This window comes from Spirosoma spitsbergense DSM 19989 (genome assembly GCF_000374085.1).
Classification (GTDB): Bacteria; Bacteroidota; Bacteroidia; order Cytophagales; family Spirosomataceae; genus Spirosoma; species Spirosoma spitsbergense.
Map to the genome: position 1 here is coordinate 91,716 of NZ_KB893614.1, position 23,539 is coordinate 115,254.

Sequence of the window (23,539 nt, forward strand, 5' to 3'; positions counted from 1 at the left end):
TTTGCGTCGTTCTTCTTGAAAGTATCTTTCCTCGCCTTTGCTTGATCTTATGAATGCCAATGGTGCCCTGGCCCTGTGCCTGACTTTTCTGCTGATTACCCTGTCTGTCAACGGTCAGCCGGGTGCCCCGGCGCGTGATTCGACTGGCGTCGAAAATCTGGGCAATCAGGTCAATTCGGAGTATAACGAAATCAATCCCGTTATTTCGCCGGATGGCCGCACCCTGTACTTTGCCCGGATTAGCCACCCTAACAATACGCACGGCGATAAAGGCAGTCAGGATATCTGGTTTTCGGAGTTCGACACCGTCAATAACCGCTGGGGACCCGCCCGGCGCATGGGCTTCCCGCTCAATAAAGACGAATACAACTGCGCCTACAGTATTACACCCGATGGCAATAGTATGCTCATCAAAGGGCAGTATAACAACGGCAATTACGAAACCCGTGGCTTTTCGCTGAGCAAGAAAACCGCTACCGGATGGTCGCCCCCGCAAAAGCTGGACATCCCCAACTACGTCAGCATGAGCAAGGGCCAGTTTGACTGTGGGTTCATGTCGGCGGACGGTAAAGTGTTGCTGATGGCGTTCAGCGAGAAGAAAAACAGTAAGGAAGACGACATATACGTCAGCTTTCGGCAGAAGGACGGGTCGTGGAGCAAGCCGATGGATTTGGGTGATGAGGTGAACACTAAATTCACCGAAACTACTCCTTTTTTAGCTCCCGATGGCGCCACGCTGTATTTCTCCAGCAATCGGGAAGGCGGCCTGGGCAGCAACGATATTTACGTATGTAAGCGGGTCGATAAAACCTGGAAACATTGGTCGAAACCCGTTAATCTGGGCTCGAAAGTAAACACCGATGGCTATGATGCCTATTACACCCTAAGTGCCTCCGGCGATTATGCCTACCTCACGACGTTCAAAAATACGCTTGGCAAAGGTGACATTGTACGGGTAAAACTCAGTACTGATCAACCCGCAAATCAGCCGGGTAAGGTTGGCGGGGGCAGTGAGGTTGCCAGCGCAACGGATGTTACCCGCCCCGACCCGGTGGCACTCATCAGTGGGAAAGTAGTCGATCAAGTTACGGGTAAACCCGTTGAAGCCCGGATCGTTTACCAAACCCTGCCCGACGGTGCCGAAGCGGGCGAGGCTACGTCTGACCCGCTCACGGGCGAATACAAAATTGTACTGCCTTACGGACAGAAATATAGCATGCGGGCCATTGCCAAAGATTTCATTGCGGAAGGAGATAACGTTGACCTGACACAGCCCAAAGCGTTTCAGGAAATAAAGGGCCGGGAAATTAAAATGGTACCCATAAAAGAAGGAAGTGTCGTTCGGTTGAATAACATCTTTTTCGATACGGGTAAGTCGGAGCTTAGACCGGAATCAGGACCAGAACTGGATCGGCTGGTTACCACGTTCAATGAAACCCCAAAGATGGTTATCGAGGTACGCGGCCATACGGACAATACCGGCTCCGACGAAATAAACAACAAACTATCACAGGATAGAGCGGACGCTGTTCGGGAGTATTTTATCAGCAAAGGCATTGAGCCAGATCGCATTGCCAGCAAAGGATTTGGCAAAGTGAAACCAATTGCCACGAACGATACCGATGCCGGTCGGCAGCAAAACCGGCGGGTAGAATTTGTCATTATCAAGAAATAACTGCCTATTACAGGTAATAAGCCGAATCACATCAACCATATACATTGTTTTGTGTTTACCTCTTGACAACCGTAATTCTCTACTAGTATAACTGACAAACAATGCAACTTGATGCTGGCTGTGAACTGTCTTTTGAAGCCCAAACGCCAACTCCTCTAATCCTGATGTTACGCCCCCGCTCCGGCGCCGGCCAATGGATTGTTCGGGAAGAATATCAAATAATACCCTCCGTTAACGTAACGGAGTTTACCGACATTTATGGTAATCTTTGCCAACGGGTCGTTGCCCCCGAGGGTCCTTTCTCTATTCATTTCTCGGCTACTGTGCAAACTGCGGATTTAATCGACGTTGCTCCCGGTGCTCCTTATACGCCGGTTGAGGAATTGCCCGACGATGTACTGCATTACACCTTACCAAGCCGCTACTGCCAATCCGATCAGTTAGGGGATCTGGCCACCCAGATTACTAAAAACGCCGAACCAGGCTACGATCAGGCTGAAGCCATTCGGAAATGGATTCATGAGAATATAAAGTATGAATATGGAACCAGCGATGCCAGTACGTCGGCCGTCGATACGGCTCATAACCGCGTTGGCGTTTGCCGGGACTTTACTCACCTGGGTATTTCTCTCTGCCGTGCGTTGAATATTCCTGCCCGCATGGTCGTTGGTTATTTGTATCAGCTTGATCCAATGGATCTTCACGCCTGGTTTGAAGCCTACGCCGATGGCCGATGGTTTACGTTCGATGCAACGCAGGAGAATCCTCGGGGAAATCGAATAACCGTTGCTTATGGACGTGATGCTGCCGATGTAGCTTTTACTACTCAGTTTGGTTCCATGCAGCTCAATGACATGAAAGTTTGGGTCGAACTGGCGCAAAACGATGCAAGTGAAAATGAAAAAAAAGCAGATCACGCTCCAACCAATTCAATGTCGTCGGGGTCTAGTCAGCAAACAAGCAATACACCATGAAAAAACCACTGCTTTTCTGCTCATTGATAGGGATTCTGTCGGGTTGTTATAGCGAGACAGATATTTCACCTGACTCGTCTTCGCTGGCCTCTAAAGCTGTGGGTTTGTATCGTACTAATTTGTACCTCGATCCTTCCCGCGTGGCCACGCCCACCGACAAAATGCCTTATACTGAGCTGAGAGCAGAATCGGATAGTACCCTAACACTTACATACACTAAATTTTATCCGACCCCAGGCAGTCAGTCCATCCAGCATGTGCTGGTAAAACAGCAATCGGATGGCATTCAACTTCAGGTTGCTGGTTTAACAATTGGGACCCTGAAAACCGACCGTATTTTCACGAATAATGGGATGGAAAAGCAGGGACAACTGCTGCGTCTGACCATACCAGGAGATTCAGCTAATAACCTGATCTTTAGCGGCATTCAATAAAAAATTCAGCTAATAAAAAAGCGCAGCACCTTTGGGTACTGCGCTTTTTTATTAGTAATAAATATTACCGTACGGCAAACTCACCCTGCCCTATCCGGAAACCTTCTGAATACAATTCTACCGTGTATTTACCAGCTTTGTAGGGAATACCACGAGTGTAAAGCAACTCAACATTCTTTCCGTTGTTTGTATAATTCACGGTCTGCTTGGTGGTATAGATGGTTTCGTTGCCATCTACGTTGAAAGTCCCTGACCCATTAGCCATATCAGACACTACAGCACCCGATGGGTCCAGCACCCGAACGTACACATCCTTAGGCTCCTCCTTCGTCAGTGGGTTATCCAGCAGCGTGTAAACCAGTTTGATTTTATCTAAACGCTTGGCCTTGTACGAATCGTCTTCTTTCACTTTACCCTTCGAGTTAACGGCGAACACTTTCACATTCTGTGCTTTCAGCGCAGCAGCTCTGGTAACTTTAGTGGCCAACTCTTCATTTTTCGATACAACCGTGGTTACGGAGTCAGCCAGTTTCTGCCGTTCCGTTTTCAAACCGCTGTTTTCCTCATCCAGCACTTTTACGTTGGTAGCCAGCGTCACGTTTTCGCGCTGAAGATTAGAGATCAGCGTGTCTTTCTCGATCAGAAACGCTTCGTATTGCTTGATCTTAGCTTCGTACTTTGCTAACGATATGCGGTTGCCTCTCTTCAGCGACGCTTTGTCCTCTTCCAACTGGACTTTCATTTTTTCCAGTTCCGAAACATCACCCCCTAGTTTTTGTACTTCAGCAATTTTGGCGTCCAGGGCAGTTGAAATCGAATCCAGTTTAACGCGGGTGGTCGACAGTTCTTCGACGCGCTCAGAAATGGTTACTTCCTGATTTTCGGCAACTTTTTTCTCATCAAAATATAGGTAACTCGCTACACCGGCCAGGCCAGTCATAATAATTAAGGCCGCCAGTAAGGCACCGTTGGTCTTAGATTTTTGCGGGGTATTTTCCATTGTTTTTTTTCAATTTTTATGATTGAACATGCACAAACTTGGTAAAAAAGCCGCTCGCGCGGTTGTGTAGAGTCTGCTACATTTAAGGTCTCTTAAGGGTAAAGAAGTTAACTTTTACGCTTGAAATCCGAAATCATCCTTTGGCCAATAGTATCGGAACGTTTATTTCCGCCAGCCTATTGCTCCCTACAACAGATATTTGTTGGGAAATGTTTTTTGTGGTTCTGGTAACGGTAAGAAAAAGGTACGTTGACTATCAAACAAATAGACCATACAATCAATAGTTTTTTCCCTCGAACAAACGCCGGCAACTGGTTATCTACGCCAAACAACGAACTATCACCCGCAGTTATTTCGCAAATAACCTGTAAAGATGCCCGAACTTCCAGAGGTTGACATTAGACGGCAGTACCTCGAAACGTCTTCGCTTCATCAGCCTATTAGTCACATTGAGATTGAGGATAAAAAATTGGTAACAACTGACCCATCAACCTTCGTGACAACGCTCACGGGAAGACAGTTTACCGAAACACGGCGCGTTGGTAAGAACCTTTTTGTCCTGACCGACCAACCCGGCGTAATCCTTCATATGCACTTCGGCATGACCGGCGATCTTGATTATTACCATGCTTCACTTGATCGGCCACGCTTTGCCCGCATCGTTTTCTCATTTACAAACGGCTATAATCTGGGGTTCCTGTGTCCGCGTAAGTTCGAGCGGGTAGGTTTGATCGACGATATTGATACCTTTTTAAAACGAAAGAAAATTGGTTCGGATGGTTTGACAGTTTCCCTGCCGGAGCTGGCAGAGAAATTACGAGCCAAAAAAGCATTCATCAAACCGGTGCTGCTGGATCAAAGCGTGGTGGCTGGCTTAGGAAACTGGATTGTGGATGAGGTCTTGTTTCAGGCACTTATTCATCCGGAACAGCGGGCCAATACCCTGACGGATAGTCAAATTGCCCGGATTCACAACGCCATTGGGCTGGTACTCAACACGGCAATTCGCTACGAAGCCACCTACCGTGATTTTCCGAATACCTTCCTGATTCACGTCCGGGAGTGGGATAACTCTCCTTATGATGATGTAGAAGCCCATAAATACTGCCCCCGTTGCGGGGCTCGCATTGAACGCTCAACCGTTGGTGGACGAACTACCTTTTTCTGCCCAACAGAGCAGCGTGTTCAGAGCTGATACGTGGTGAACTTCCTGATGAAAAACATAGTTTTCTTATTAAATGTATATACATTAATTACAGATACATCAATTATGAAAACGCCACGTACCTTATCCAATATACAAACCGCTACGCCGAACAGTGTGGGCGACGGTTTCATTGGTCTGAACGCCTTCCATCCGCAGGGTTCAAGACCGTTTAATCCTTTTTTACTGCTGGATCACCATGGCCCCATGCGGGTGGAACCTTCTGAAACGCCCAAAGGCGTCGATCAGCATCCGCACCGTGGTTTCGAAACGGTAACCATCGTGTTTGAAGGCGCCCTGGAGCATCGTGATTCGGCGGGGAATCATGGTAAACTTTTTGCGGGCGATGTGCAGTGGATGACGGCCGCATCGGGTATTATTCACGAGGAGAAACACGAACTCGAATTCTCGCGCCAGGGTGGCCAACTGGATTTTGTGCAGTTGTGGGTCAATCTGCCAGCCAAAGACAAAATGAGTCCCCCAAAATATCAGGACATTGCTTCGAGCAAAATCCCCTTATCCACATTACCCGGTGGTGGTCAGCTACGGGTTGTTGCCGGGGAGCTGGCAGGTTTGAAAGGCCCGGCTCATACATTCAGTCCGATTTTTGTAGCGGATTTAACGCTCACTGGTGGGCAAACAGAAACCCTTAGCGTGCCCGATACTTATAGCCTGATGGTTTATGTACTGAGTGGTTCGGTCAGTGTGCAAACGCAACCCATTGAACAAGGTCAAATTGCCCTTTTTAATACCGATGGCGATACAATTACCCTGTCTACAACGACTGGCACGAAACTGCTCATTCTGGCGGGCGAACCAATCAGGGAGCCACTAGCCGTCTATGGTCCTTTCGTGATGAACACCCGGGAAGAAATTATGGCGGCTTTTGACGATTTTCAGAATGGCCGCATGGGCGTACTGAACTGATTCCAGGTCTTTGGTTATCCTTCATAATAAGAACGAATGAAGGATAACCAGAACCTCTAAACGCTTATAAGTCTTTGATATTACCGAATCCGATGACATCCCGATAGGCTGGGTTATCGCGTAATTCGGTGGCGCGAACCAGTTTATTAGCCCCAAACTTTGTTTTGGCCTCATACAGGGTCTGGCGGAATTTATTTTTTCGACTGTCGTCTTCAAACAGGTTCAGAGGTACCATGTCTGCTGGTATAAACCGGAAAACAGCCACGCACATACTCCGCAAATGTTCATTTAAAACAGGTTCGCACTGGTGCGCCGATTGAAATTTCACCATCCGTTCCTGAATAATCCGGTACAGATCCGTACCGTCCTGTTTTGGCGTATCAAAATGGGCTTCATAATTATAGGTTTTGCCCGTATGGTATCGGCAGGAAAAAGACATATCCTGGCAATAGATACCTTTTTGCACCATCCGCCGTTCCAGGGTTAGGCAGAGCGATTGCAGCAGTTCATCCAGACGCTCGGGTGAGTGGCGTTGGTCCGCTGAAATCGTCCGCATGGCCGACATACTTTTGTTGTCCGGGTTTGTATCCAGATCCACCTCACCCGCAAAGTTCAGCCGCAGGTGCCAGTGCCAGCCAACAATACTCCGACACACCGCCCGCAGGTACTCCGGCGACGCATACCGCAATTCGAGGGGCGTATGTACGCCACCCGCCTGTAGTCGGGCTGCTATACGATGGCCAATTCCCGGCAAATCAGTAAGCACTAAAGTTCGTAGAACATCATCAATGGTATCGGGCGTAATGACTGTCAGGCCATCCGGTTTTTGCATATCGGAGGCCAACTTGGCCAGGAATACGTTGGGTGCCATGCCAATGGAACACCGCAGCCAGTCGCCCACTTTTTGCCGGATAGCCTGTTTAATAGCCAGCGCGGTTTGCTGCATATCTTTGTACACAAGCTGGTAGTTCGTTAAATCAACTACCGCTTCGTCAATACTTTTCGGCACTACATCATCGGAAAATGTACGGAGCACGTCAATAATCCTGACATGGTATTCCCGATAGCGGGCAGGATGGGTTTCGAGCGGTACCAGATCCGGGCAAAGTACCATGGCTTCATCCAGACGCATACCTGTTTTTATACCCCGCAACTTTGCCTCCACCGACGGCGCGATGATGCACCCATGCCGCCCCGTGTATACGCATACCCCCACCGGCCGCCCCCGTAACCAGTAGTTATCCTGCTGCTCGCAGGAGGCAAAGAAACTATTCATGTCGATGAATAATATCGTGGGCAGCGTATGGGTACTCAGTCGGTTTCGGTTCATTACTTTTCAGTGAAGAAATTGGCTATTCCTCTATGGTTTCGTTTGTATTCGTAGTATATTTGCCGTAATACAAGTGCAATATATTTTACTTATATTATATCAGCAAGTATTTACCCCATAACGGTTGAAAATTGTTTAAAAAAATGGATACCTCCCTAACGATTCAGGCCCGGCTGAAGCAAATTTTCGACGCACTGGGCATCACTATCTATCAGATTGCCAAAGAGTTGGGCGAGAACCCATCGAAGTTTTATAACATTCTGAATGGCCGGGCAAAGCCATCGTACGATACAATCATGAGTTTACTGGCCTGTTACCCCCAAATCAGTGCCGATTTCCTGATTCGGGGTATCACGCCTGTACTGAATTCGCCCGAGGCCAATGCCCGAATCATGGTTCCTGACGACGATACCATCGACGTTCCCTTCATACCGGTCAAGTTCTACGCCACGTTTGTCGAGAGCTATTCCGATACAGTCAGTTCTTCCGATACAGAGTGTTTTCGGGTACGCAGGCCGCTAATAAAAGGGCATAAAAACACGGTTGTGCTGGAGATTTCGGGTAATAGTATGAGTCCTCAACTGGCACATGGGGCTAAGGTGCTGGCTATACCCATTAGCGAAAACGATTGGGAGTATCAGTCGGGGGCCGTGTACGCGGTGATGTACCGGGATTATTTCGTTGTCAAACGCATTCGGGATAATGAACTCCTAACCCGTAAATACCTGACCCTTCATTCCGATAACCCCCTCGGGGGCAACGTAACGGTGCCGTTGCAGGACATTCGGGGCTTGTGGAAAATAATAGCCATTGTTGAGGCTCCGGTAGAATAGCCCTATTCTGGTAAAATACAAAAAAGCGGTTCGGATCGATGAACCGCTTTTTTGTGTTTCACTAGAATCTACCTAGGCTTTCTCCTGATCCATCACTTCTTTCTGGTGCACCCACATTTCCTGAAAAACAGTGCTGTGCCGGAGCAGATCCGAAAAGCTTCCCTCATCAATAACTTTTCCGTCCCTCATAATATATACGTAGTCGAACAAGGGCAACAGATGAAGTCGGTGCAGGGTTGAAACAACGGCTTTATCCGCAAATTCACGGAGTAAGCGCCGGTAAATAGCGAGCTCTGTTTTAGGATCTACACTACTGGTTGGCTCATCCAGCAAGACAATATCACTGGCGCGGGCCGCTAGCACGCCCCTTGCCAGCGCAAGCCGTTGCCGCTGCCCGCCCGACAGGTTTACTCCTTTCTCCTGTATGTTGGTATCCAGCCCGTTCGGCAGGTTTTTCACGACCTCCCTGAAGCGGGCCACGTCACAAACTTCCTGTATTTCTGCTTCATCAAAAGGCAGCCCAAGGGTAATATTATAGACAACTGTATTTTCAAAAATCTCCGGTTCCTGCGGAAACATAGTTACCGTATTAGCAACAGCATTCAAATCCGGGATCGCCTGCCCGTCTACCCGTACAGACACGCCCGGCTCTGGCAAGTATAGCCCCCGAAGTAAGGTCATCAGCGTACTTTTACCACAGCCACTCTCGCCAATAAACGCCACACGTTTACCCCGGCTTAGCTGAATATGTAAATCAATTACGCTGGGGATCTTTTGCAGTGAGTTGTCCACTCGTCCGTGCGAGAAATTAAGTCCGTCAATAGCAATAGTCTGCCAGTTTACAGGTAGCCTTTCGAATTCAGGGCGTTCATGACGGGCATAGGCCGTGCTGATACTCCGCACGGTCTGTACGTCGGTGTTGTACTGCACAATTTGGGTGTATTGCCAGGCTACATCATGAAATACACTCGTAAATTGATTGACGTAGCCGAGTAGGGTTACTAAACCGCCAATCAGAAATACCTGCCCCGGAACATAATGCTGATAGACATATCCCGTTGCCATAACGATATAAATAAGCGCAACCAGCATGGATGCCACGAACCACTTCCACTCGTTGATTTTCACCTGCCGCATGAAAGGCGGGAAAACAAGAGCGACTTTGCCCGACAGTGCCTGCTGAATCCGCTCTTCCAGCCGTAGCGTAATAACGGTTATTATATTCGACAGACTATCGAACAGTGTGGCCGATACAACGTGTTCCTGTTCATTGGTTTCGTCGAGTGCTTTGATAAAGGGTCGGTCAAAACGGAGAATAACCCAGATAGTTAGTGCGCCCAGAGCGATTCCTGCCAGACCAAAAGCCGGAGAGAAATACAACATCGCTCCGAATGAAAATACGAATTTCGACAGAGCCTGGAGGTAAATGAAGCCGTCCTGAAAGAACGTTTTGAGCGCGTCATACGCTTTACGGATTCGGTTTATGGTGGCCCCGCTGTGGTGGTCCTTATGCCAGCCAACAGGCAGATGCAACGTTTGGTGAAAAAGCTCGTCCAGAAAGTTTCGGCTTAGATTAAACGCCAGCCGACGTTCCATGATACGCGCCGGTCCATGAAATGTCCAATGCAGCAATTCGATTCCCAGGTAGGCACCAGCATACATCCATACCAGTTTTAAGATCTCAATATCCTGACGCTGAAGTTCACCAATGAACCAGCCAAGTAGCAAAGGACGCAGGGCCGCAACCAGATTAGCCAGTATAAATAGAAAATAGACGAGTACGTACTGCCGTTTTTCCTGGCGGGCATACGTCCAGGCAGTTCTGAGCAGAGCGATGTACGGATTTTGCATGATTCCAAGTTGCAACCTTATTCAGGTAGCGCCTTCTCAGGTTTAGAATGGTCAAAAAAGGGGAATAGTTTCTACGATATTCTTTAGCATATCATTGATTTTCCGGTTGACTTTCAGTAATTTTGCGTCCTGATTTACAAAGGGGTCAATTGCAGTCAGTAACGATTCCTTTTCCGATTACAGAAAACATAACTTTTAGGATAACAAACTAATGGCTCGCGATTTAGATTTCACGAGGAACATCGGTATCGCTGCCCACATTGATGCGGGCAAGACGACCACAACCGAACGTATCCTCTATTACGCCGGCGTAAGTCACAAGATTGGTGAAGTACACGACGGTGCCGCTACCATGGACTGGATGGAGCAGGAGCAGGAACGGGGTATTACCATTACTTCCGCTGCCACTACTGTTGACTGGACCTACCGCGACAAACAATACCACATCAACATTATCGATACCCCTGGCCACGTTGACTTCACCGTTGAAGTAAACCGGTCACTGCGTGTGTTGGATGGTCTGGTGTTCCTGTTTAGTGCCGTCGACGGCGTTGAGCCTCAGTCGGAAACGAACTGGCGTTTGGCCAACAACTACAACGTAGCTCGTTTGGGCTTCGTCAATAAGATGGACCGCTCCGGTGCCGACTTCCTAAACGTGTGTAAGCAGGTGAAGGAAATGCTTGGCAGTTATGCCGTTCCGCTTCAGCTGCCCATCGGCGAAGAAGAAAACTTCAAAGGCGTAGTTGATCTCGTTAACTTCCGCGGTATTCAGTGGAGTGAAGACGATAAGGGTATGACGTTCAAAGAGGTGCCCATTCCGGCCGATATGCTGGAGGAAGCGACCGAATGGCGGGAGAAACTCCTCGAAGCCGTTGCCGAATTTGACGATTCGCTGATGGAAAAATACTTTGAGGATCCTGAGTCTATTTCGGAAGATGAAATTCTGGCGGCCCTGCGTAAAGCAACAATCGCCATGAAAATCGTACCGATGCTTTGTGGCTCTTCCTTCAAGAACAAGGGTGTTCAAACCATGCTCGATTACGTGATGGCCCTGTTGCCATCGCCAATGGACAAGGAGAGCATCAAAGGAACCAACCCAAACACGGGCGAAGAAATTTTGCGCAAGCCTTCATCGAAAGAGCCTTTCGCAGGTCTGGCGTTTAAAATCGCTACCGATCCTTACGTAGGCCGTTTGTGTTTTGTTCGTTCGTACTCGGGTGTACTGGAGTCAGGTTCCTATGTACTGAATAACCGTTCGGGCAACAAGGAGCGTATCTCGCGTATTTTCCAGATGCACGCTAACAAGCAGAATCAGATTGACCGGCTGGAAGCGGGTGATATTGGTGCTGTCGTTGGTTTCAAAGACATCAAAACGGGCGATACCCTGTCGGATGAAAAGCACCCAATCGTACTGGAGTCGATGGTATTCCCGGAGCCGGTTATTGGTTACGCTATCGAGCCGAAGAAAACGGCCGATCAGGACAACTTCTCGAAAGCAATTGGTAAACTGATTGAAGAAGATCCAACCCTCAAAGTTGAGTCGAACGAAGAAACTGGCCAAACCATCATCCGGGGTATGGGTGAGCTTCACCTCGAAATCATCATTGACCGGATGCGTCGTGAGTTCAAGGTAGAAGTAAACCAGGGTGCTCCTCAGGTAGCGTATAAAGAAAAGCTGACCAAGAATGTCGAACACCGCGAGGTATACAAGAAACAAACGGGTGGTCGCGGTAAGTTTGCCGACATCGTGTTTGAACTTGGACCACGGGGTGAAGATGAAACGGGTGTTATTCAGCCGGGTCTTGAGTTTGTGAATGGTATTGTTGGTGGTGTGATTCCCCGCGAATTTATCCCTGCCGTTCAGAAAGGATTCGATGAATCGCTGAAAAACGGACCACTTGCTGGCTTCCCGCTCGAAAGCATGAAAGTTCGGTTGGTCCACGGTTCGTACCACGATGTTGACTCCGATTCGCTATCCTTCGAGATGGCCGCTCGTCTGGGCTTCCGTGAGGCCGCCCGTCAGGCGGGTCCAAAACTGCTGGAACCAATCATGGCCGTTGAAGTATTAACACCAGAAGAATATACAGGTCCTATCACCGGTGACCTTAACCGTCGCCGGGGCGTAATGAAAGGCATGGATACGAAAGCCGGTTCGCAGGTAATCAAAGCAGACGTTCCCCTGTCGGAACTGTTTGGTTACGTAACTGATCTGCGTACGATGTCGTCGGGCCGGGCTACGGCCAACCTGACCTTCGCACACTACGAAGTAGTACCACAAAGCATTGCCGATACGGTTGTTGCCAAAGAAAAGGGCGGTAGCAAATAAGGTCAATGACTGTTAGTATAAAACAGAGGAGCCGTTCGGGAAACTGAACGGCTTTGTCTGTTTTGTAAACCTTGAACTTTCGCGAATCAATGCGTAGTTTAGACCAAAAAACACGGATGATGAATGTTCAGTATATTTCCAATCAAAAGGGTGAGCGTACGGCGGTTGTCGTTCCGATCAATGAATGGAACAAAATCAAAGAACGACTCGATTTGCCCGACGACGGTGAAGATAGAGATGAAGACGGCCTACCATTGACCAAAGCCGCCTTACTGGCCGACGTGAAGGAAGCATTAGAAGAGGTAAAGTTATACAAGCAGGGTAAGATAAAGATGCAGTCAGCCCGAGATTTCCTTAAGGAATTGGAATCAGAGAAATGAACTATGACGTAATTCTTTCCGATGGATTCAAACGAAAGTTCAAATCACTTTCTAAAAAGTACAGGTCGTTGAACGGCGAACTTGCAGAGTTGATTTCTTCGCTTGAAGAAAACCCAAATCAGGGGACATCGCTTGGTCAACGTTGTTATAAAATCCGGCTTTCTATCCGAAGTAAAAGCACTGGAAAGAGTGGTGGGGCAAGGATTATAACTTATGTGGTCACAGAAGATGAACAGGTTATCCTGCTGACTATCTACGATAAAAAAGACAAAGCAAACCTTGAACCCGGCGAGTTAGATCAATTACTTAACGACTCAGCGGAGTGATGAGACAAACTCCTTAATACGCCGAACGTAGCCATCAGCAAATTCTTTCTCTTTCCAAACAGTAATAGCCTCCAGGTGTTGCCCATCATACAAAAGAAGTTTGCGGTTGGAACGCATGTCAGCAATAGCATGCACATTAGATGGGGGCGTGATATCATCTTTTGTGCCCGTCATCAATAGCATCGGGCAGGTAATTTTGCGGGTTACTTCTACGTACCTATCAGCATCCGCTGGCAGTACGATTTTGAAAGAAGAGTCTTTCTTCTTCCAGATGTCAATAATTCGAAATGGGTCTCTGACGTACCCTTCACCAACAATGAAGTCAACTGGCTTCTGCTGAACGGCTAACGTAGTCAGGATGGTACCGGCCGACGAGCTTACAATACCCAATTTGTTTGTAGGGAATTGCTTGCGGGCGGCATCAATAGCCGTTTCCATATCGGTGACGTATTCATTGTAGTACAGGCAAGCCGGGTCTTTCGGGAAGTCGGAACTATGACCAAATCCCCGATAATCGAACAGTACCACATCGAAACCCGCCTTCAGAAACGCGTTGGTGTAATAGAGCAGATTAGCCATGTTTCCCGTTGTTGCATAAGTAATAATCAGCGTGGTTCGGAGCGGTTTTACCACCTTAGTAGGCATCATCCAGGATAGCAGGCGTGCCCCATCGGGGTGACTAATTCTTTCTGAACATAGGTAAGCCCCAATGAATCGGGCGTTATCCAGTAATCCCGGTCTGGGGGGAACGCATTCGCTACCTGAGCGACCAAAAGAAAGCTAAACAGTACATACGTTTTCATAGTGATTCGTTTTGTTGACAAAAATCGTCCTCAACATCCTGAACGTGGCGTTAAACATTCTTAAAAAGAAAGAGTGGCAAGACTGTTTTCTTCCAGCAAATTTTCCCGTACCTTTGCACCCGCATTCAAGGCCCCGACGGAGTAAATGGTTCTTTCGACGGATACCTTCACTTAATGAACCAGAACACAATGAGTCAGAAAATTCGCATTAAGCTGAAATCATTCGACCACATGCTGGTCGACAAATCAGCGGAGAAAATTGTAAAGGCGGTTAAATCGACCGGCGCCATTGTTAGTGGCCCTATCCCCCTGCCAACTAAAAAAGAAATCTATACCGTACTGCGGTCGCCCCACGTCAACAAGAAAGCGCGGGAACAATTCCAGCTTTGTACCTACAAGCGGCTGGTCGACATTTATAGCAGCAGTGCCAAAACGGTTGATGCCCTGATGAAACTCGAATTGCCGAGTGGTGTCGATGTAGAAATCAAAGTCTAACGGCTTTTTTCGGAACTTTTAGTACTGCCAGTTCGAGACATTTTCTGTTTCGGGCTGGCAGTTGCTTTTTGATTTCATGCCTAAGTCAGTCAGGGAATAGAATATTGGTATAGAAAGAGTACTCTTGTCTGACCAAACTACTTTTGTTGAATTATCTATAGCTATTATGGGTTCTTTTTTTGTATTGTTAAGGTACAGTTAGTCATCGCATACCAGGTATATGTTAAATGTAATTCAGCTACTACCCGATTCGATTGCCAACCAGATTGCGGCTGGTGAGGTGGTTCAACGGCCTGCTTCGGTGGTAAAAGAGTTACTGGAGAATTCGGTGGATGCCAAAGCCAAATCGGTACAGGTCATCATCCGGGAGGCAGGCCGTAATCTGATCCAGATTGTGGATGATGGTTCCGGCATGACCGAAACGGATGCGCGTATGAGTTTTGAGCGCCATGCGACATCCAAAATCCGCTCGTCTGATGATTTGTTTCGCATCCGAACCATGGGTTTTCGGGGCGAAGCCCTGGCTTCCATTGCGGCCGTTGCCCAGATTGAGATGCGGACGCGCCGGGCCGAAGAGGAACTGGGCACCCTGATTCGAATTGAAGGCTCCGACATTAAAGCCCAGGAATCTATATCCTGTTTGCCCGGTACGAACCTGCTCATCAAGAATCTATTCTTCAATGTACCCGCCCGGCGCAACTTCCTCAAATCGAACTCGGTGGAGATGCGGCACATCATCGACGAGTTTCAGCGGGTGGCCCTCGCCAATCCAGAAGTTGCTTTTACGCTGTTCCACAACGACCAGGAAATTTATAACCTGCCCGCCGGAAAACTCAGTCGACGGATAGTGGATATGTTTGGCAAAAGCTACCGCGAACAGTTGAACTTCTGCGAAGAGCAAACGCCTTACGTTACTGTACATGGCTACATTGGCAAACCGGAATCGGCCAGGAAAGCCAGGAATGAGCAGTTCTTCTTCGTTAACAACCGATATATAAAGCATAACTACCTGCACCACGCCGTTGTGGGAGCGTATGAAGGCACCCTCCCCGATGGCAGTCAGCCTTTCTACGTTCTTTTTATTGATATCGACCCATCGCACATTGACATCAATATTCACCCTACCAAAACGGAGATAAAGTTTGATGACGAGCGGTCTGTATATGCCATTATGATGGCGGCTGTCCGTAAAGCCGTTGGCGTGTACAACCTGGCTCCGTCGCTTGATTTTGAGTTGGATGTTAACTTTCTGACCGGTGCCCGACCCGATGCCACTCAACCTTCAGTGGGTGTTAAAGGTACGTCTGCAAACAATACAGAAAGCCATTTGCCCCGCCCCGTTACGCCTTCCTGGTCATCGGCTGCGGGTACTCCGGCAAAGGAGCAAAACCCATCCCGTACTGATTCGCTGGATAAAGCGGCTGGCAGTAGTTTCGATATACCCAAAAGACCATCGGTCAATAACTGGCAAACGCTCTACGAGGGCGTTGCCAGCAATGATGCGCCCGTTCGGCCAACCGGTAGTACCGACGAGGGTGGCGACTGGCTGGGGGCTTCTAAACCAGCATCGTCGGGTTCCGACAACGAATCGATTACGCTGGGTAGCCGGGCCAATCAGTTACAGATGGGTCTGGAATCAGCCGGAGGAGATACACCAGCACTGATGGAGGATGAGCACATTATTCAGGTGCAGAATCGGTATCTGTTGGCCCCGGTTAAATCCGGTGTGATGCTCATTGATCAGCGTCGTGCTTACGAACGTATTTTATATGACCAGTTTCATGCGGCACTAACCAAGCAGAACGGAGCCTCGCAGCAGTTACTATTTCCAAAAACAGTAACACTGATGCCCGTTGATTTCCAGTTGGCACTTGATTTGCGCGAAGATCTGATTCATCTCGGTTTCGAATTTGATGAGCTTGGCGCAAACACCTTTGTTATTCGGGGAGTTCCTACATTAACCATGGGGGAAAACGAAGAAGACCTGTTTGCCAATCTGCTGGCTCAATTACGGGCCGACACGGGTCGGTTAAAATTAGACAAGATCGAATCGATGGCCCGGTCCCTATCGCGCCGATCAGCGTTGCATCATGTAACCCGCCTGAGTGCAACTGAGTGCCGATCTCTGGTCAATCAATTATTCATATCGGCAAACCCAAGCTATACGCCGATGGGTGAACCGGTAATGGTTATGCTGACGCTGGATAAAATTGCGGGACTTTTACGCTGATAATTAAGTAATCAGCAGAAATTAGGCTATATTAACATGTTTAATCTTACACCGGTAGTTCGCGTATTATTGATAATAAACGTCCTGGTTTTTTTTGTTACGAACGAGTCAATTATTGATCAGTTTGGGCTCCATTCGTTTCTATCTGATAAATTTAACCCGATTCAGCTCCTGACGCACATGTTTCTGCACGGTGGTTTCGGGCACATTTTTAGTAATATGATTGGCCTGATCGTGTTCGGACCAATGCTTGAGACATTCTGGGGTCCAAAACGATTTACGTTCTTTTACTTTTTTTGTGGTTTAGGTGCTGCATTATTGTTCTCAGGGATAAACTATTTTGAGATGCACGACGTATATGAAACCATTCAGGCGTATCGGGCAAATCCAGGGTTTGAGCCTTTTTCGGGCTTTATCGATCAGCACGCGAGCGCCTATTATGATCGGTTATTGCCGTTCATTGAGCAGTTTAAGCAGTTCCCGAATGATAGCAAAAACATTCAGGACAGTATAGCCATTGCCAATCGTATTTTCACGAACCAGGTTGATGAGCCAATGGTAGGAGCTTCTGGCGCAATTTTTGGAGTAATTATGGGTTTTGGTTTGTTGTTTCCGAACACTCAGTTATTTTTATTGTTTCCACCTATACCGGTTAAAGCAAAGTATCTCGTTCTATTTTACGGAGCCTTTGAACTTTATTCGGGAGTTTATCGGGCGCAGGCCGACAACGTTGCCCATTTCGCCCACATAGGCGGCATGTTGTTTGCATTTATTCTGGTGAAATACTGGGGTTCCCAACGAAAAACGTTTTATTAGTGATGAGCGGGTTGTTTGAGGATTTTCGGAGCGAATTCAATAAGCCCAACAATACGTTGGTGCAATTGATATTAGTGAATACGGTCATATTTCTGGTGCTGTTGCTGGCCAAAGTTGGTCTGACAATGGCGCAGAACATGGACGTTTATTACTTCATTCGGGGGCAGATGATGTTACCCGGTAGCCTGGGTGACTTTCTGCGCAAACCCTGGACACTGTTTACCTATTTCTTCACGCACGATGAGATTTTCCATGTTCTCTACAACATGCTCTTTCTGTACTGGTTTGGGCGGCTGATTGATGAATACCTGGGCAACCGTCGATTAATTGGTCTTTATATAATGGGTGGACTGGCTGGCGGCATTGTTTACCTGGCCATGTATAACCTGGTGCCTTATTTCCAGAATCAATCCGACACCGCCCGTATGCTGGGTGCTTCTGCGGCTGCATTTTCGGTGGCTGTTGGTGCGGCAACGCTACTTCCCAATTATACTTTTCACCTGCTCTTTTTCGGAGCAGTACGAATCAAATACATTGTTTTCTTCTTCATTATCCTTTCTATCGCTCAGTCAGCCGGGAGTAATGCCGGTGGTAATTTAGCCCACCTGGGTGGAGCACTTATGGGGTTCTGCTATGTTAAACTTCTGCAAAACGGAACAGACTTAGGTCGGCCTATTTATTGGATAGCGGACGGGTGGAGCAATCTACTAAAGCCCAAACCACCCGTAAAAGTATCGTATCGGCAACGGAGCAGCGCCAGTACGCAGGCAGGATCCTATCTGGCATCTACGGGTACCTCAGCGACCGTTTCAACACCTGACCAGGACGAAGTAGACATGATTCTGGATAAAATATCAAGGTCCGGTTATGAAAGTCTGACCCGCGAAGAAAAACAGAAACTCTTTCGGGCCAGTCAGCGTAATTGACCAGGTATGAAAAAAGGTACATTTTAATCCATAGAACAGGCATTCTTTCTAAAATCTAAGCCGCTCGTGTTCACGTAGATATACTGACGCGAGCGGCTTAGATTTTTTATAATTAAAGAATTATGTAGTAGCTTCGCTTTTTGTATACAACAGCGTTAACGTCTGTAGAACATTGTAATTAATACGTGTGTTATAAGGCAGACGTCTATTTACTATCATCATGCTCATTACCCCCGGCAGTCTTCTGGCCACCATTAACTCACCTGACGATCTTCGCAAACTTGACAAGTCTCTTTTACCTCAGGTTGCCAATGAACTTCGACAGTTTATAATAGACGATGTATCAGTATTCGGTGGCCATTTCGGAGCTAGCCTGGGCGTAGTCGAACTAACGGTGGCGCTTCATTATGTATTCAACACCCCTGATGATCAGTTGGTTTGGGATGTGGGCCACCAGGCTTATGGCCACAAAATTCTGACGGGTCGGCGAGATACCTTTCATACCAATCGTTTTTACAAAGGGCTTTCGGGCTTTCCGAAACGGAAAGAAAGTGAGTACGATTCCTTTGGGGTCGGTCACTCCTCTACGTCCATTTCGGCAGCTTTAGGCATGGCCGTAGCCTCTCAGCTACAGGGCAATATGCAGCGTAATCACATTGCTGTTATCGGCGATGGTGCGCTTACCGCCGGTGAAGCCTTCGAAGGTATGAATCACGCCGGTGCTACCGATAGTAATCTGCTGATTGTGCTGAACGACAACTGCATGAGCATCGACCCCAACGTGGGTGCTCTGCGGGAATATTTGACTGATATCACGACATCGCAGACGTACAATAAAGTAAAAGACGAAGTCTGGAACATTCTGGGTAAAATGGACAAGCTGGGCAAGACCGCCCAGGATTTGGTGTCGCAGGTTCAGTCGGGCATCAAAAGTTCGTTGCTGGAACAGAGCAATCTGTTCGAGTCGCTGCATTTACGGTACTTTGGCCCTATTGATGGGCACGACATCGACCATTTAGTGAGCGTCCTGGACGATCTCAAAAACATTCCCGGTCCCAAACTCCTGCACGTGCTAACCGTGAAGGGTAAAGGCTACGGCCCTGCCGAGAAAGATCAGACGAAGTGGCACGCACCCGGTCTTTTTGATAAAGTGACGGGAGTTATTCAGAAAAAAGTATATGATAGACCCCAGCCGCCCAAATACCAGGATGTGTTTGGGAATACGCTGGTTGAACTGGCGGAGACAAATCCGCGCATAGTAGGCGTAACACCGGCTATGCCCTCTGGCTCTTCCATGAATATCATGATGAAGGCTATGCCCACAAGAGCCTTCGATGTCGGTATTGCAGAACAGCACGCCGTCACATTTTCGGCCGGTATGGCAACGCAGGGTGAGGTAGTGTTCTGTAATATTTACTCCACATTCATGCAACGGGCCTATGACCAGGTCATTCACGACGTTTGCATTCAGGAACTACCCGTTATTTTCTGTCTGGATCGGGCCGGATTTGCCGGCGCTGATGGTCCAACGCACCACGGTGCCTACGATTTGGCCTATATGCGCTGCATCCCAAATATGATCGTAGCAGCTCCCATGGATGAACAGGAGTTGCGGAACATGATGTTCACCGCGCAGTCTGATGACGTTCAGCAGGGCAAACAGGCCTTCACTATTCGATACCCACGGGGCGAAGGCGTAATGCCCGATTGGCGTACGCCATTTGAAAAACAGCTTATTGGTAAAGGTCGTCAGATTGCGGATGGTAAGGATGTGGCCATTCTAACCATCGGCCATATGGGCAACTATGCGGTTCAGGCTACTCAGTTACTGGCGAAGGAGGGTATCCACCCCGCCCACTTCGATATGCGCTATGTGAAACCATTGGATGAGGAATTACTTCATGAGGTTTTCAGCCGCTTCGACCGTGTATTGACCGTTGAAGATGGATGCCTGATGGGCGGCTTCGGCAGCGCAATCATCGAGTTTATGAGCGATCATGGCTATGCAGCACGCGTAAAACGACTCGGTATTCCTGATGCCGTTATCGAACACGGGGAACAGATTGAATTACACCGCGAATGCGGATTCGATCCGCCTGGTATTGCTGATGCAATACGTGAGTTGTTGTTTACAGGCAGGCCGGTACTCGTTTAGTAACCTGATTTTTTTGACAGGATTGCCAGATCAACAGGCTAATAACCTGCTCTGATACACGGGCAATCCTGTCTTTTTTATGGTATGAGAGTTTTTAAATTTGGTGGCGCTTCCGTTAAAGATGCTAATGGTATTCGAAATGTAGCGGATATCATTAAAGCCCAATGCCCCAACGAGGTCGTTGTCATATCGGCGATGGGTAAAACGACAAATGCCCTGGAAGAACTCGTTGCGGCTTGTATAAATCAGCAACCAGATCGCATTCGGGCAGTCCTGTCAACAATAAAAGAATATCATAGTGCAATCATGAATGAACTGGAAGGCGACTTCAGTGCCGTTCATGAAACGTTCAGCTTTCTCGAAGAGTATGTAACGACAAAGTCTGTCGGCTCGTACAATGAAACCTATGACCAGGTTGTCTCAGCAGGTGAAATCCTGTCTACCCAAATCATTGTCGCTTATTTGCAGGCGCAGTATGTTCCCGTGACGTGGTTCGACGCCCGGCAACTCATCCGTACCGATACGAATTTTCGGGAAGGGCGGGTCGACTGGCAGGAGACAGCCCTGCGTATTAGCCAGGCCATAGTTGGTAAAGGAGTAAAGTTAACCCAGGGCTTTATTGGTCAGTCGGCCGATGGACGAACCGTAACTCTGGGTCGCGATGGTTCAGATTATACAGCAGCTATTTTCGCCTATTGCCTGAATGCGCAGAGTGTTACCATCTGGAAAGATGTTCCTGGTGTACTCAACGCTGACCCTAAATGGTTTGATGAAACGGTTCTACTGGAAACTATAACCTACCAGGATGCTATTGAACTGGCTTATTATGGGGCAACGGTTATTCACCCTAAAACCATCAAGCCTATTCAGAACAAGGGTATTCCGTTACATGTACGGTCATTTTTGACCCCTGATGCACCAGGCACTACTATTGGTAATTTCAAGCAACATCTACTAACGCCCTCCTTTATTTTCAAGGTAAATCAGGTACTAATTTCTCTCCACCCAAACGATTTTTCGTTCATTGCAGAAGATAACCTGAGCCATATTTTCGGTCGGTTTGCTATGGCTGGGGTAAAAATCAACCTTATGCAAAACACCGCTATCAGTTTTTCGGTCGTTGTCGATAATGATCCCGACAGCATCCCCCGCCTGCTAAGTCAATTGAAGAATGACTTTCGTGTTAGCTACAACGAGAACCTGGAATTGATCACGATTCGTTACTACGATCAGGCTACCATTGATCGGGTGCTCGTTCACAAAAAGTTGTTGCTGGAACAGAAAAGTCGGTATACCGTACAGTTAGTCGTCAGGGATGGCTCGCAGGGGCAACGATCTTTTTAGCCGTAATAAATTCGCTTACCTTATCTTTGACTTCGGATAAATCAAAGCCATTTTATGCATTACGGGTATCTAAATGGCGTTATTGCGCCCACAGATCAACTCACTATCGGTATAACCGACCTCAGTCTGCTTCGGGGCTATGGCCTGTTCGATTACTTTCTGACCTACAATGGACGCCCCTTTCAATGGGACTGGTACTGGGAGCGGTTCCAGAATTCGGCTACCCGGATGCATTTACCCTTGCCCTTGAGCAAGGAAGATACGTACAGCATCCTGATGGATCTGATTGAGCGCAGTGGCGGAGTTGACGTTGCGTTTCGATTCGTGATGACTGGTGGTTACTCCGCCGATAGTATTACGATTGAACGTCCTAACCTGCTCATCCTAACCGAGTCTATTCATCCTGTGTCACCCGTTCAATACGAACAGGGAATCAACATAATCCTGGACGAATATGTCCGGGAGATGGCTGAAGTAAAAAGTACGGACTACAAACGAGTCATTTTATTGGCTCAGGCTATCCGTTCGGCGGGAGCTTCGGATGTATTGTACCAGAAAGATGGAGAAATCAGCGAGCTAAGCCGAAGTAATTTTTTCCTGGTTCAGGGGAATCGGCTTATCACGCCCAACCGACATATTCTGCATGGTATTACCCGCCGAACTATTCTTCAGCTGGCACAGGCCGATTTCCAGATTGAAGAGCGCCCCGTGCTTCTCTCTGAACTTTATGATGCCAGTGAAGCCTTTACAACCAGTTCGACCAAAAAAGTCTTGCCTATCGTGCAAATCGGGGATTTAACCATCGGAGATGGGCAGGTAGGGCCAACATCAAGATTCCTGCTTCAGCGATTCAACGATCTGATTGAGACCTGGTAGCAACATATCTGCGTAGCGACGTATTATTTCGGGCGTTATGCGTTGCTCCTGCCCTATTCGCCCCACGCAGGGTAAACCCGTATAATTCAGGATAAATGATTCGGTAGATGCTACGGTTCGGCCATTGAACAGAATACCCAGCAACGGAATATTTCGCGTCCGGCAGGCATCAACGGATAGTAGCGTGTGATTGATACTACCCAGATAGTTCTGTGATACCAGCACAACCGGCAAACTCAGTTCCTCAACCAAATCAATGTTTAGCTGGTGGTTATTGAGTGGAACCATCAGGCCACCCGCCAGCTCAATAACCAGCGAATTGTCCGTTTTTGGCGCTTCAAGCCGGTCTAACTCAATTGTGATGTTATCAATCTCAGCTGCGGCATGTGGTGACAGAGGCTGGGTGAGTCGATAGGCTTCCGGGTGAAACCGCGAAACAGGATTACGAATCAGTCTTTTCACGGCGTCTGTATCCGAGTCGTCCAGTCCACCCGACTGAATAGGCTTCCAGTAATCGGCCTGAAGGGCTTCTACCAATACGGCCGACACCACCGTTTTACCAATTTCCGTACCGATTCCGGCAACAATAATATGAGTAGGCATGCAAGTAGTTTAGACAAGCACAAAAAAAGCC

General features: G+C 48.0%; 22 protein-coding genes. 16 read left to right on the forward strand and 6 right to left on the reverse strand.

What is annotated here, in order from left to right; all coding sequences use genetic code 11:
* Nucleotides 1-49: 49 nt before the first annotated feature.
* The 3 genes from B157_RS0132935 to B157_RS0132945 all read left to right on the forward strand — a co-directional run bounded on the left by B157_RS0132935 (nucleotide 50) and on the right by B157_RS0132945 (nucleotide 3,083).
* The gene (locus B157_RS0132935) at nucleotides 50-1,675 is read left to right on the forward strand and encodes an OmpA family protein (RefSeq protein ID WP_020607555.1); all 1,626 of its coding nucleotides are present in this window, start codon (nucleotides 50-52) and stop codon (nucleotides 1,673-1,675) included.
* 101 nt (nucleotides 1,676-1,776) lie between these two features.
* Complete coding sequence (locus tag B157_RS0132940) at nucleotides 1,777-2,649, forward strand: transglutaminase-like domain-containing protein (protein ID WP_020607556.1); 873 nt, start codon at nucleotides 1,777-1,779, stop codon at nucleotides 2,647-2,649.
* Nucleotides 2,646-3,083: a hypothetical protein gene (locus tag B157_RS0132945; protein ID WP_020607557.1), complete on the forward strand. Its 438-nt coding sequence runs from the start codon at nucleotides 2,646-2,648 to the stop codon at nucleotides 3,081-3,083. Before B157_RS0132940 ends, B157_RS0132945 begins: the two co-directional genes overlap by 4 nt.
* Before the next feature lie 64 nt (nucleotides 3,084-3,147).
* On the opposite strand, the gene B157_RS0132950 is transcribed toward B157_RS0132945, so the two are convergent.
* Nucleotides 3,148-4,083 (reverse strand): hypothetical protein, encoded by a 936-nt coding sequence (locus B157_RS0132950; RefSeq protein ID WP_020607558.1) that lies wholly within the window; start codon nucleotides 4,081-4,083, stop codon nucleotides 3,148-3,150.
* A gap of 373 nt (nucleotides 4,084-4,456) precedes the next feature.
* On the opposite strand from B157_RS0132950, the gene B157_RS0132955 reads away from it, so the two are divergent.
* Both B157_RS0132955 and B157_RS0132960 read left to right on the forward strand, forming a co-directional pair.
* Entirely contained in the window at nucleotides 4,457-5,278 is an 822-nt protein-coding gene (locus B157_RS0132955; RefSeq protein WP_020607559.1) for an Fpg/Nei family DNA glycosylase, read from the forward strand.
* A gap of 75 nt (nucleotides 5,279-5,353) precedes the next feature.
* Complete coding sequence (locus tag B157_RS0132960; protein ID WP_020607560.1) at nucleotides 5,354-6,214, forward strand: pirin family protein; 861 nt, start codon at nucleotides 5,354-5,356, stop codon at nucleotides 6,212-6,214.
* A gap of 64 nt (nucleotides 6,215-6,278) precedes the next feature.
* Here B157_RS0132960 and B157_RS0132965 read toward each other — a convergent pair whose 3' ends face one another.
* Complete coding sequence (locus B157_RS0132965) at nucleotides 6,279-7,544, reverse strand: DNA polymerase Y family protein (protein ID WP_020607561.1); 1,266 nt, start codon at nucleotides 7,542-7,544, stop codon at nucleotides 6,279-6,281.
* Between the two features lie 143 nt (nucleotides 7,545-7,687).
* Here B157_RS0132965 and B157_RS0132970 point away from each other — a divergent pair, with 143 nt between their 5' ends.
* On the forward strand, nucleotides 7,688-8,377 hold the full coding sequence (locus tag B157_RS0132970) for a LexA family transcriptional regulator (protein WP_020607562.1): 690 nt from the start codon (nucleotides 7,688-7,690) through the stop codon (nucleotides 8,375-8,377).
* 72 nt (nucleotides 8,378-8,449) lie between these two features.
* Here B157_RS0132970 and B157_RS0132975 read toward each other — a convergent pair whose 3' ends face one another.
* Nucleotides 8,450-10,228 (reverse strand): ABC transporter ATP-binding protein, encoded by a 1,779-nt coding sequence (locus B157_RS0132975; RefSeq protein ID WP_020607563.1) that lies wholly within the window; start codon nucleotides 10,226-10,228, stop codon nucleotides 8,450-8,452.
* 211 nt (nucleotides 10,229-10,439) lie between these two features.
* Between B157_RS0132975 and fusA the strand changes: the two genes are divergently transcribed.
* The 3 genes from fusA (at nucleotide 10,440) to B157_RS0132990 (ending at nucleotide 13,260) form a co-directional block, all read left to right on the forward strand.
* Nucleotides 10,440-12,554 (forward strand): elongation factor G, encoded by a 2,115-nt coding sequence (fusA, locus tag B157_RS0132980; RefSeq protein ID WP_020607564.1) that lies wholly within the window; start codon nucleotides 10,440-10,442, stop codon nucleotides 12,552-12,554.
* An 89-nt stretch (nucleotides 12,555-12,643) separates the two neighbouring features.
* A complete protein-coding gene (locus tag B157_RS0132985) occupies nucleotides 12,644-12,934 on the forward strand; it encodes a hypothetical protein (RefSeq protein WP_245565393.1) in 291 nt (96 codons plus the stop codon).
* Entirely contained in the window at nucleotides 12,931-13,260 is a 330-nt protein-coding gene (locus tag B157_RS0132990; RefSeq protein WP_020607566.1) for a type II toxin-antitoxin system RelE/ParE family toxin, read from the forward strand. The genes B157_RS0132985 and B157_RS0132990 overlap by 4 nt, the downstream gene beginning before the upstream one ends.
* On the opposite strand, the gene B157_RS0132995 is transcribed toward B157_RS0132990, so the two are convergent.
* Entirely contained in the window at nucleotides 13,249-13,908 is a 660-nt protein-coding gene (locus B157_RS0132995) for an alpha/beta hydrolase (protein ID WP_026309123.1), read from the reverse strand. The genes B157_RS0132990 and B157_RS0132995 overlap by 12 nt on opposite strands.
* Nucleotides 13,905-14,063, reverse strand: coding sequence for a hypothetical protein (locus B157_RS38730; RefSeq protein WP_020607568.1), 159 nt, complete (start codon nucleotides 14,061-14,063; stop codon nucleotides 13,905-13,907). Before B157_RS38730 ends, B157_RS0132995 begins: the two co-directional genes overlap by 4 nt.
* Nucleotides 14,064-14,252: 189 nt before the next feature.
* Between B157_RS38730 and rpsJ the strand changes: the two genes are divergently transcribed.
* The 7 genes from rpsJ to B157_RS0133035 all read left to right on the forward strand — a co-directional run bounded on the left by rpsJ (nucleotide 14,253) and on the right by B157_RS0133035 (nucleotide 22,905).
* A complete protein-coding gene (gene rpsJ / locus B157_RS0133005; protein WP_018621963.1) occupies nucleotides 14,253-14,558 on the forward strand; it encodes a 30S ribosomal protein S10 in 306 nt (101 codons plus the stop codon).
* 220 nt (nucleotides 14,559-14,778) lie between these two features.
* Nucleotides 14,779-16,788 (forward strand): DNA mismatch repair endonuclease MutL, encoded by a 2,010-nt coding sequence (gene mutL / locus B157_RS0133010; RefSeq protein WP_020607569.1) that lies wholly within the window; start codon nucleotides 14,779-14,781, stop codon nucleotides 16,786-16,788.
* 36 nt (nucleotides 16,789-16,824) lie between these two features.
* Nucleotides 16,825-17,604, forward strand: coding sequence for a rhomboid family intramembrane serine protease (locus B157_RS0133015; protein WP_020607570.1), 780 nt, complete (start codon nucleotides 16,825-16,827; stop codon nucleotides 17,602-17,604).
* Between the two features lie 2 nt (nucleotides 17,605-17,606).
* Entirely contained in the window at nucleotides 17,607-18,530 is a 924-nt protein-coding gene (locus tag B157_RS0133020) for a rhomboid family intramembrane serine protease (protein ID WP_020607571.1), read from the forward strand.
* 220 nt (nucleotides 18,531-18,750) lie between these two features.
* Nucleotides 18,751-20,685: a 1-deoxy-D-xylulose-5-phosphate synthase gene (gene dxs / locus B157_RS0133025; RefSeq protein ID WP_020607572.1), complete on the forward strand. Its 1,935-nt coding sequence runs from the start codon at nucleotides 18,751-18,753 to the stop codon at nucleotides 20,683-20,685.
* Nucleotides 20,686-20,769: 84 nt separating this feature from the next.
* The gene (locus tag B157_RS0133030; RefSeq protein ID WP_020607573.1) at nucleotides 20,770-22,029 is read left to right on the forward strand and encodes an aspartate kinase; all 1,260 of its coding nucleotides are present in this window, start codon (nucleotides 20,770-20,772) and stop codon (nucleotides 22,027-22,029) included.
* Nucleotides 22,030-22,083: 54 nt separating this feature from the next.
* On the forward strand, nucleotides 22,084-22,905 hold the full coding sequence (locus B157_RS0133035; RefSeq protein ID WP_020607574.1) for an aminotransferase class IV: 822 nt from the start codon (nucleotides 22,084-22,086) through the stop codon (nucleotides 22,903-22,905).
* Here B157_RS0133035 and bioD read toward each other — a convergent pair.
* Entirely contained in the window at nucleotides 22,858-23,508 is a 651-nt protein-coding gene (gene bioD / locus B157_RS0133040) for a dethiobiotin synthase (RefSeq protein ID WP_020607575.1), read from the reverse strand. The two genes, B157_RS0133035 and bioD, sit on opposite strands and share 48 nt — an antisense overlap.
* Between the last annotated feature and the right edge of the window lie 31 nt (nucleotides 23,509-23,539).

Bases quoted from the DNA above. Each gene is read 5' to 3' on its own strand.
- B157_RS0132995 (WP_026309123.1), bottom strand. From the start codon at position 13,908: ATGATGCCTACTAAGGTGGTAAAACCGCTCCGAACCACGCTGATTATT.
- B157_RS0133030 (WP_020607573.1), top strand. From the start codon at position 20,770: ATGAGAGTTTTTAAATTTGGTGGCGCTTCCGTTAAAGATGCTAATGGT.
- B157_RS0132985 (WP_245565393.1), top strand. From the start codon at position 12,644: ATGCGTAGTTTAGACCAAAAAACACGGATGATGAATGTTCAGTATATT.
- B157_RS0132965 (WP_020607561.1), bottom strand. From the start codon at position 7,544: ATGAACCGAAACCGACTGAGTACCCATACGCTGCCCACGATATTATTC.
- B157_RS0133035 (WP_020607574.1), top strand. From the start codon at position 22,084: ATGCATTACGGGTATCTAAATGGCGTTATTGCGCCCACAGATCAACTC.
- B157_RS0132945 (WP_020607557.1), top strand. From the start codon at position 2,646: ATGAAAAAACCACTGCTTTTCTGCTCATTGATAGGGATTCTGTCGGGT.
- B157_RS38730 (WP_020607568.1), bottom strand. From the start codon at position 14,063: ATGAAAACGTATGTACTGTTTAGCTTTCTTTTGGTCGCTCAGGTAGCG.
- B157_RS0132960 (WP_020607560.1), top strand. From the start codon at position 5,354: ATGAAAACGCCACGTACCTTATCCAATATACAAACCGCTACGCCGAAC.
- B157_RS0132975 (WP_020607563.1), bottom strand. From the start codon at position 10,228: ATGCAAAATCCGTACATCGCTCTGCTCAGAACTGCCTGGACGTATGCC.
- rpsJ (WP_018621963.1), top strand. From the start codon at position 14,253: ATGAGTCAGAAAATTCGCATTAAGCTGAAATCATTCGACCACATGCTG.
- B157_RS0132970 (WP_020607562.1), top strand. From the start codon at position 7,688: ATGGATACCTCCCTAACGATTCAGGCCCGGCTGAAGCAAATTTTCGAC.
- B157_RS0132955 (WP_020607559.1), top strand. From the start codon at position 4,457: ATGCCCGAACTTCCAGAGGTTGACATTAGACGGCAGTACCTCGAAACG.
- fusA (WP_020607564.1), top strand. From the start codon at position 10,440: ATGGCTCGCGATTTAGATTTCACGAGGAACATCGGTATCGCTGCCCAC.
- B157_RS0133020 (WP_020607571.1), top strand. From the start codon at position 17,607: ATGAGCGGGTTGTTTGAGGATTTTCGGAGCGAATTCAATAAGCCCAAC.
- dxs (WP_020607572.1), top strand. From the start codon at position 18,751: ATGCTCATTACCCCCGGCAGTCTTCTGGCCACCATTAACTCACCTGAC.
- B157_RS0132990 (WP_020607566.1), top strand. From the start codon at position 12,931: ATGAACTATGACGTAATTCTTTCCGATGGATTCAAACGAAAGTTCAAA.
- B157_RS0132950 (WP_020607558.1), bottom strand. From the start codon at position 4,083: ATGGAAAATACCCCGCAAAAATCTAAGACCAACGGTGCCTTACTGGCG.
- B157_RS0132935 (WP_020607555.1), top strand. From the start codon at position 50: ATGAATGCCAATGGTGCCCTGGCCCTGTGCCTGACTTTTCTGCTGATT.
- bioD (WP_020607575.1), bottom strand. From the start codon at position 23,508: ATGCCTACTCATATTATTGTTGCCGGAATCGGTACGGAAATTGGTAAA.
- mutL (WP_020607569.1), top strand. From the start codon at position 14,779: ATGTTAAATGTAATTCAGCTACTACCCGATTCGATTGCCAACCAGATT.
- B157_RS0133015 (WP_020607570.1), top strand. From the start codon at position 16,825: ATGTTTAATCTTACACCGGTAGTTCGCGTATTATTGATAATAAACGTC.
- B157_RS0132940 (WP_020607556.1), top strand. From the start codon at position 1,777: ATGCAACTTGATGCTGGCTGTGAACTGTCTTTTGAAGCCCAAACGCCA.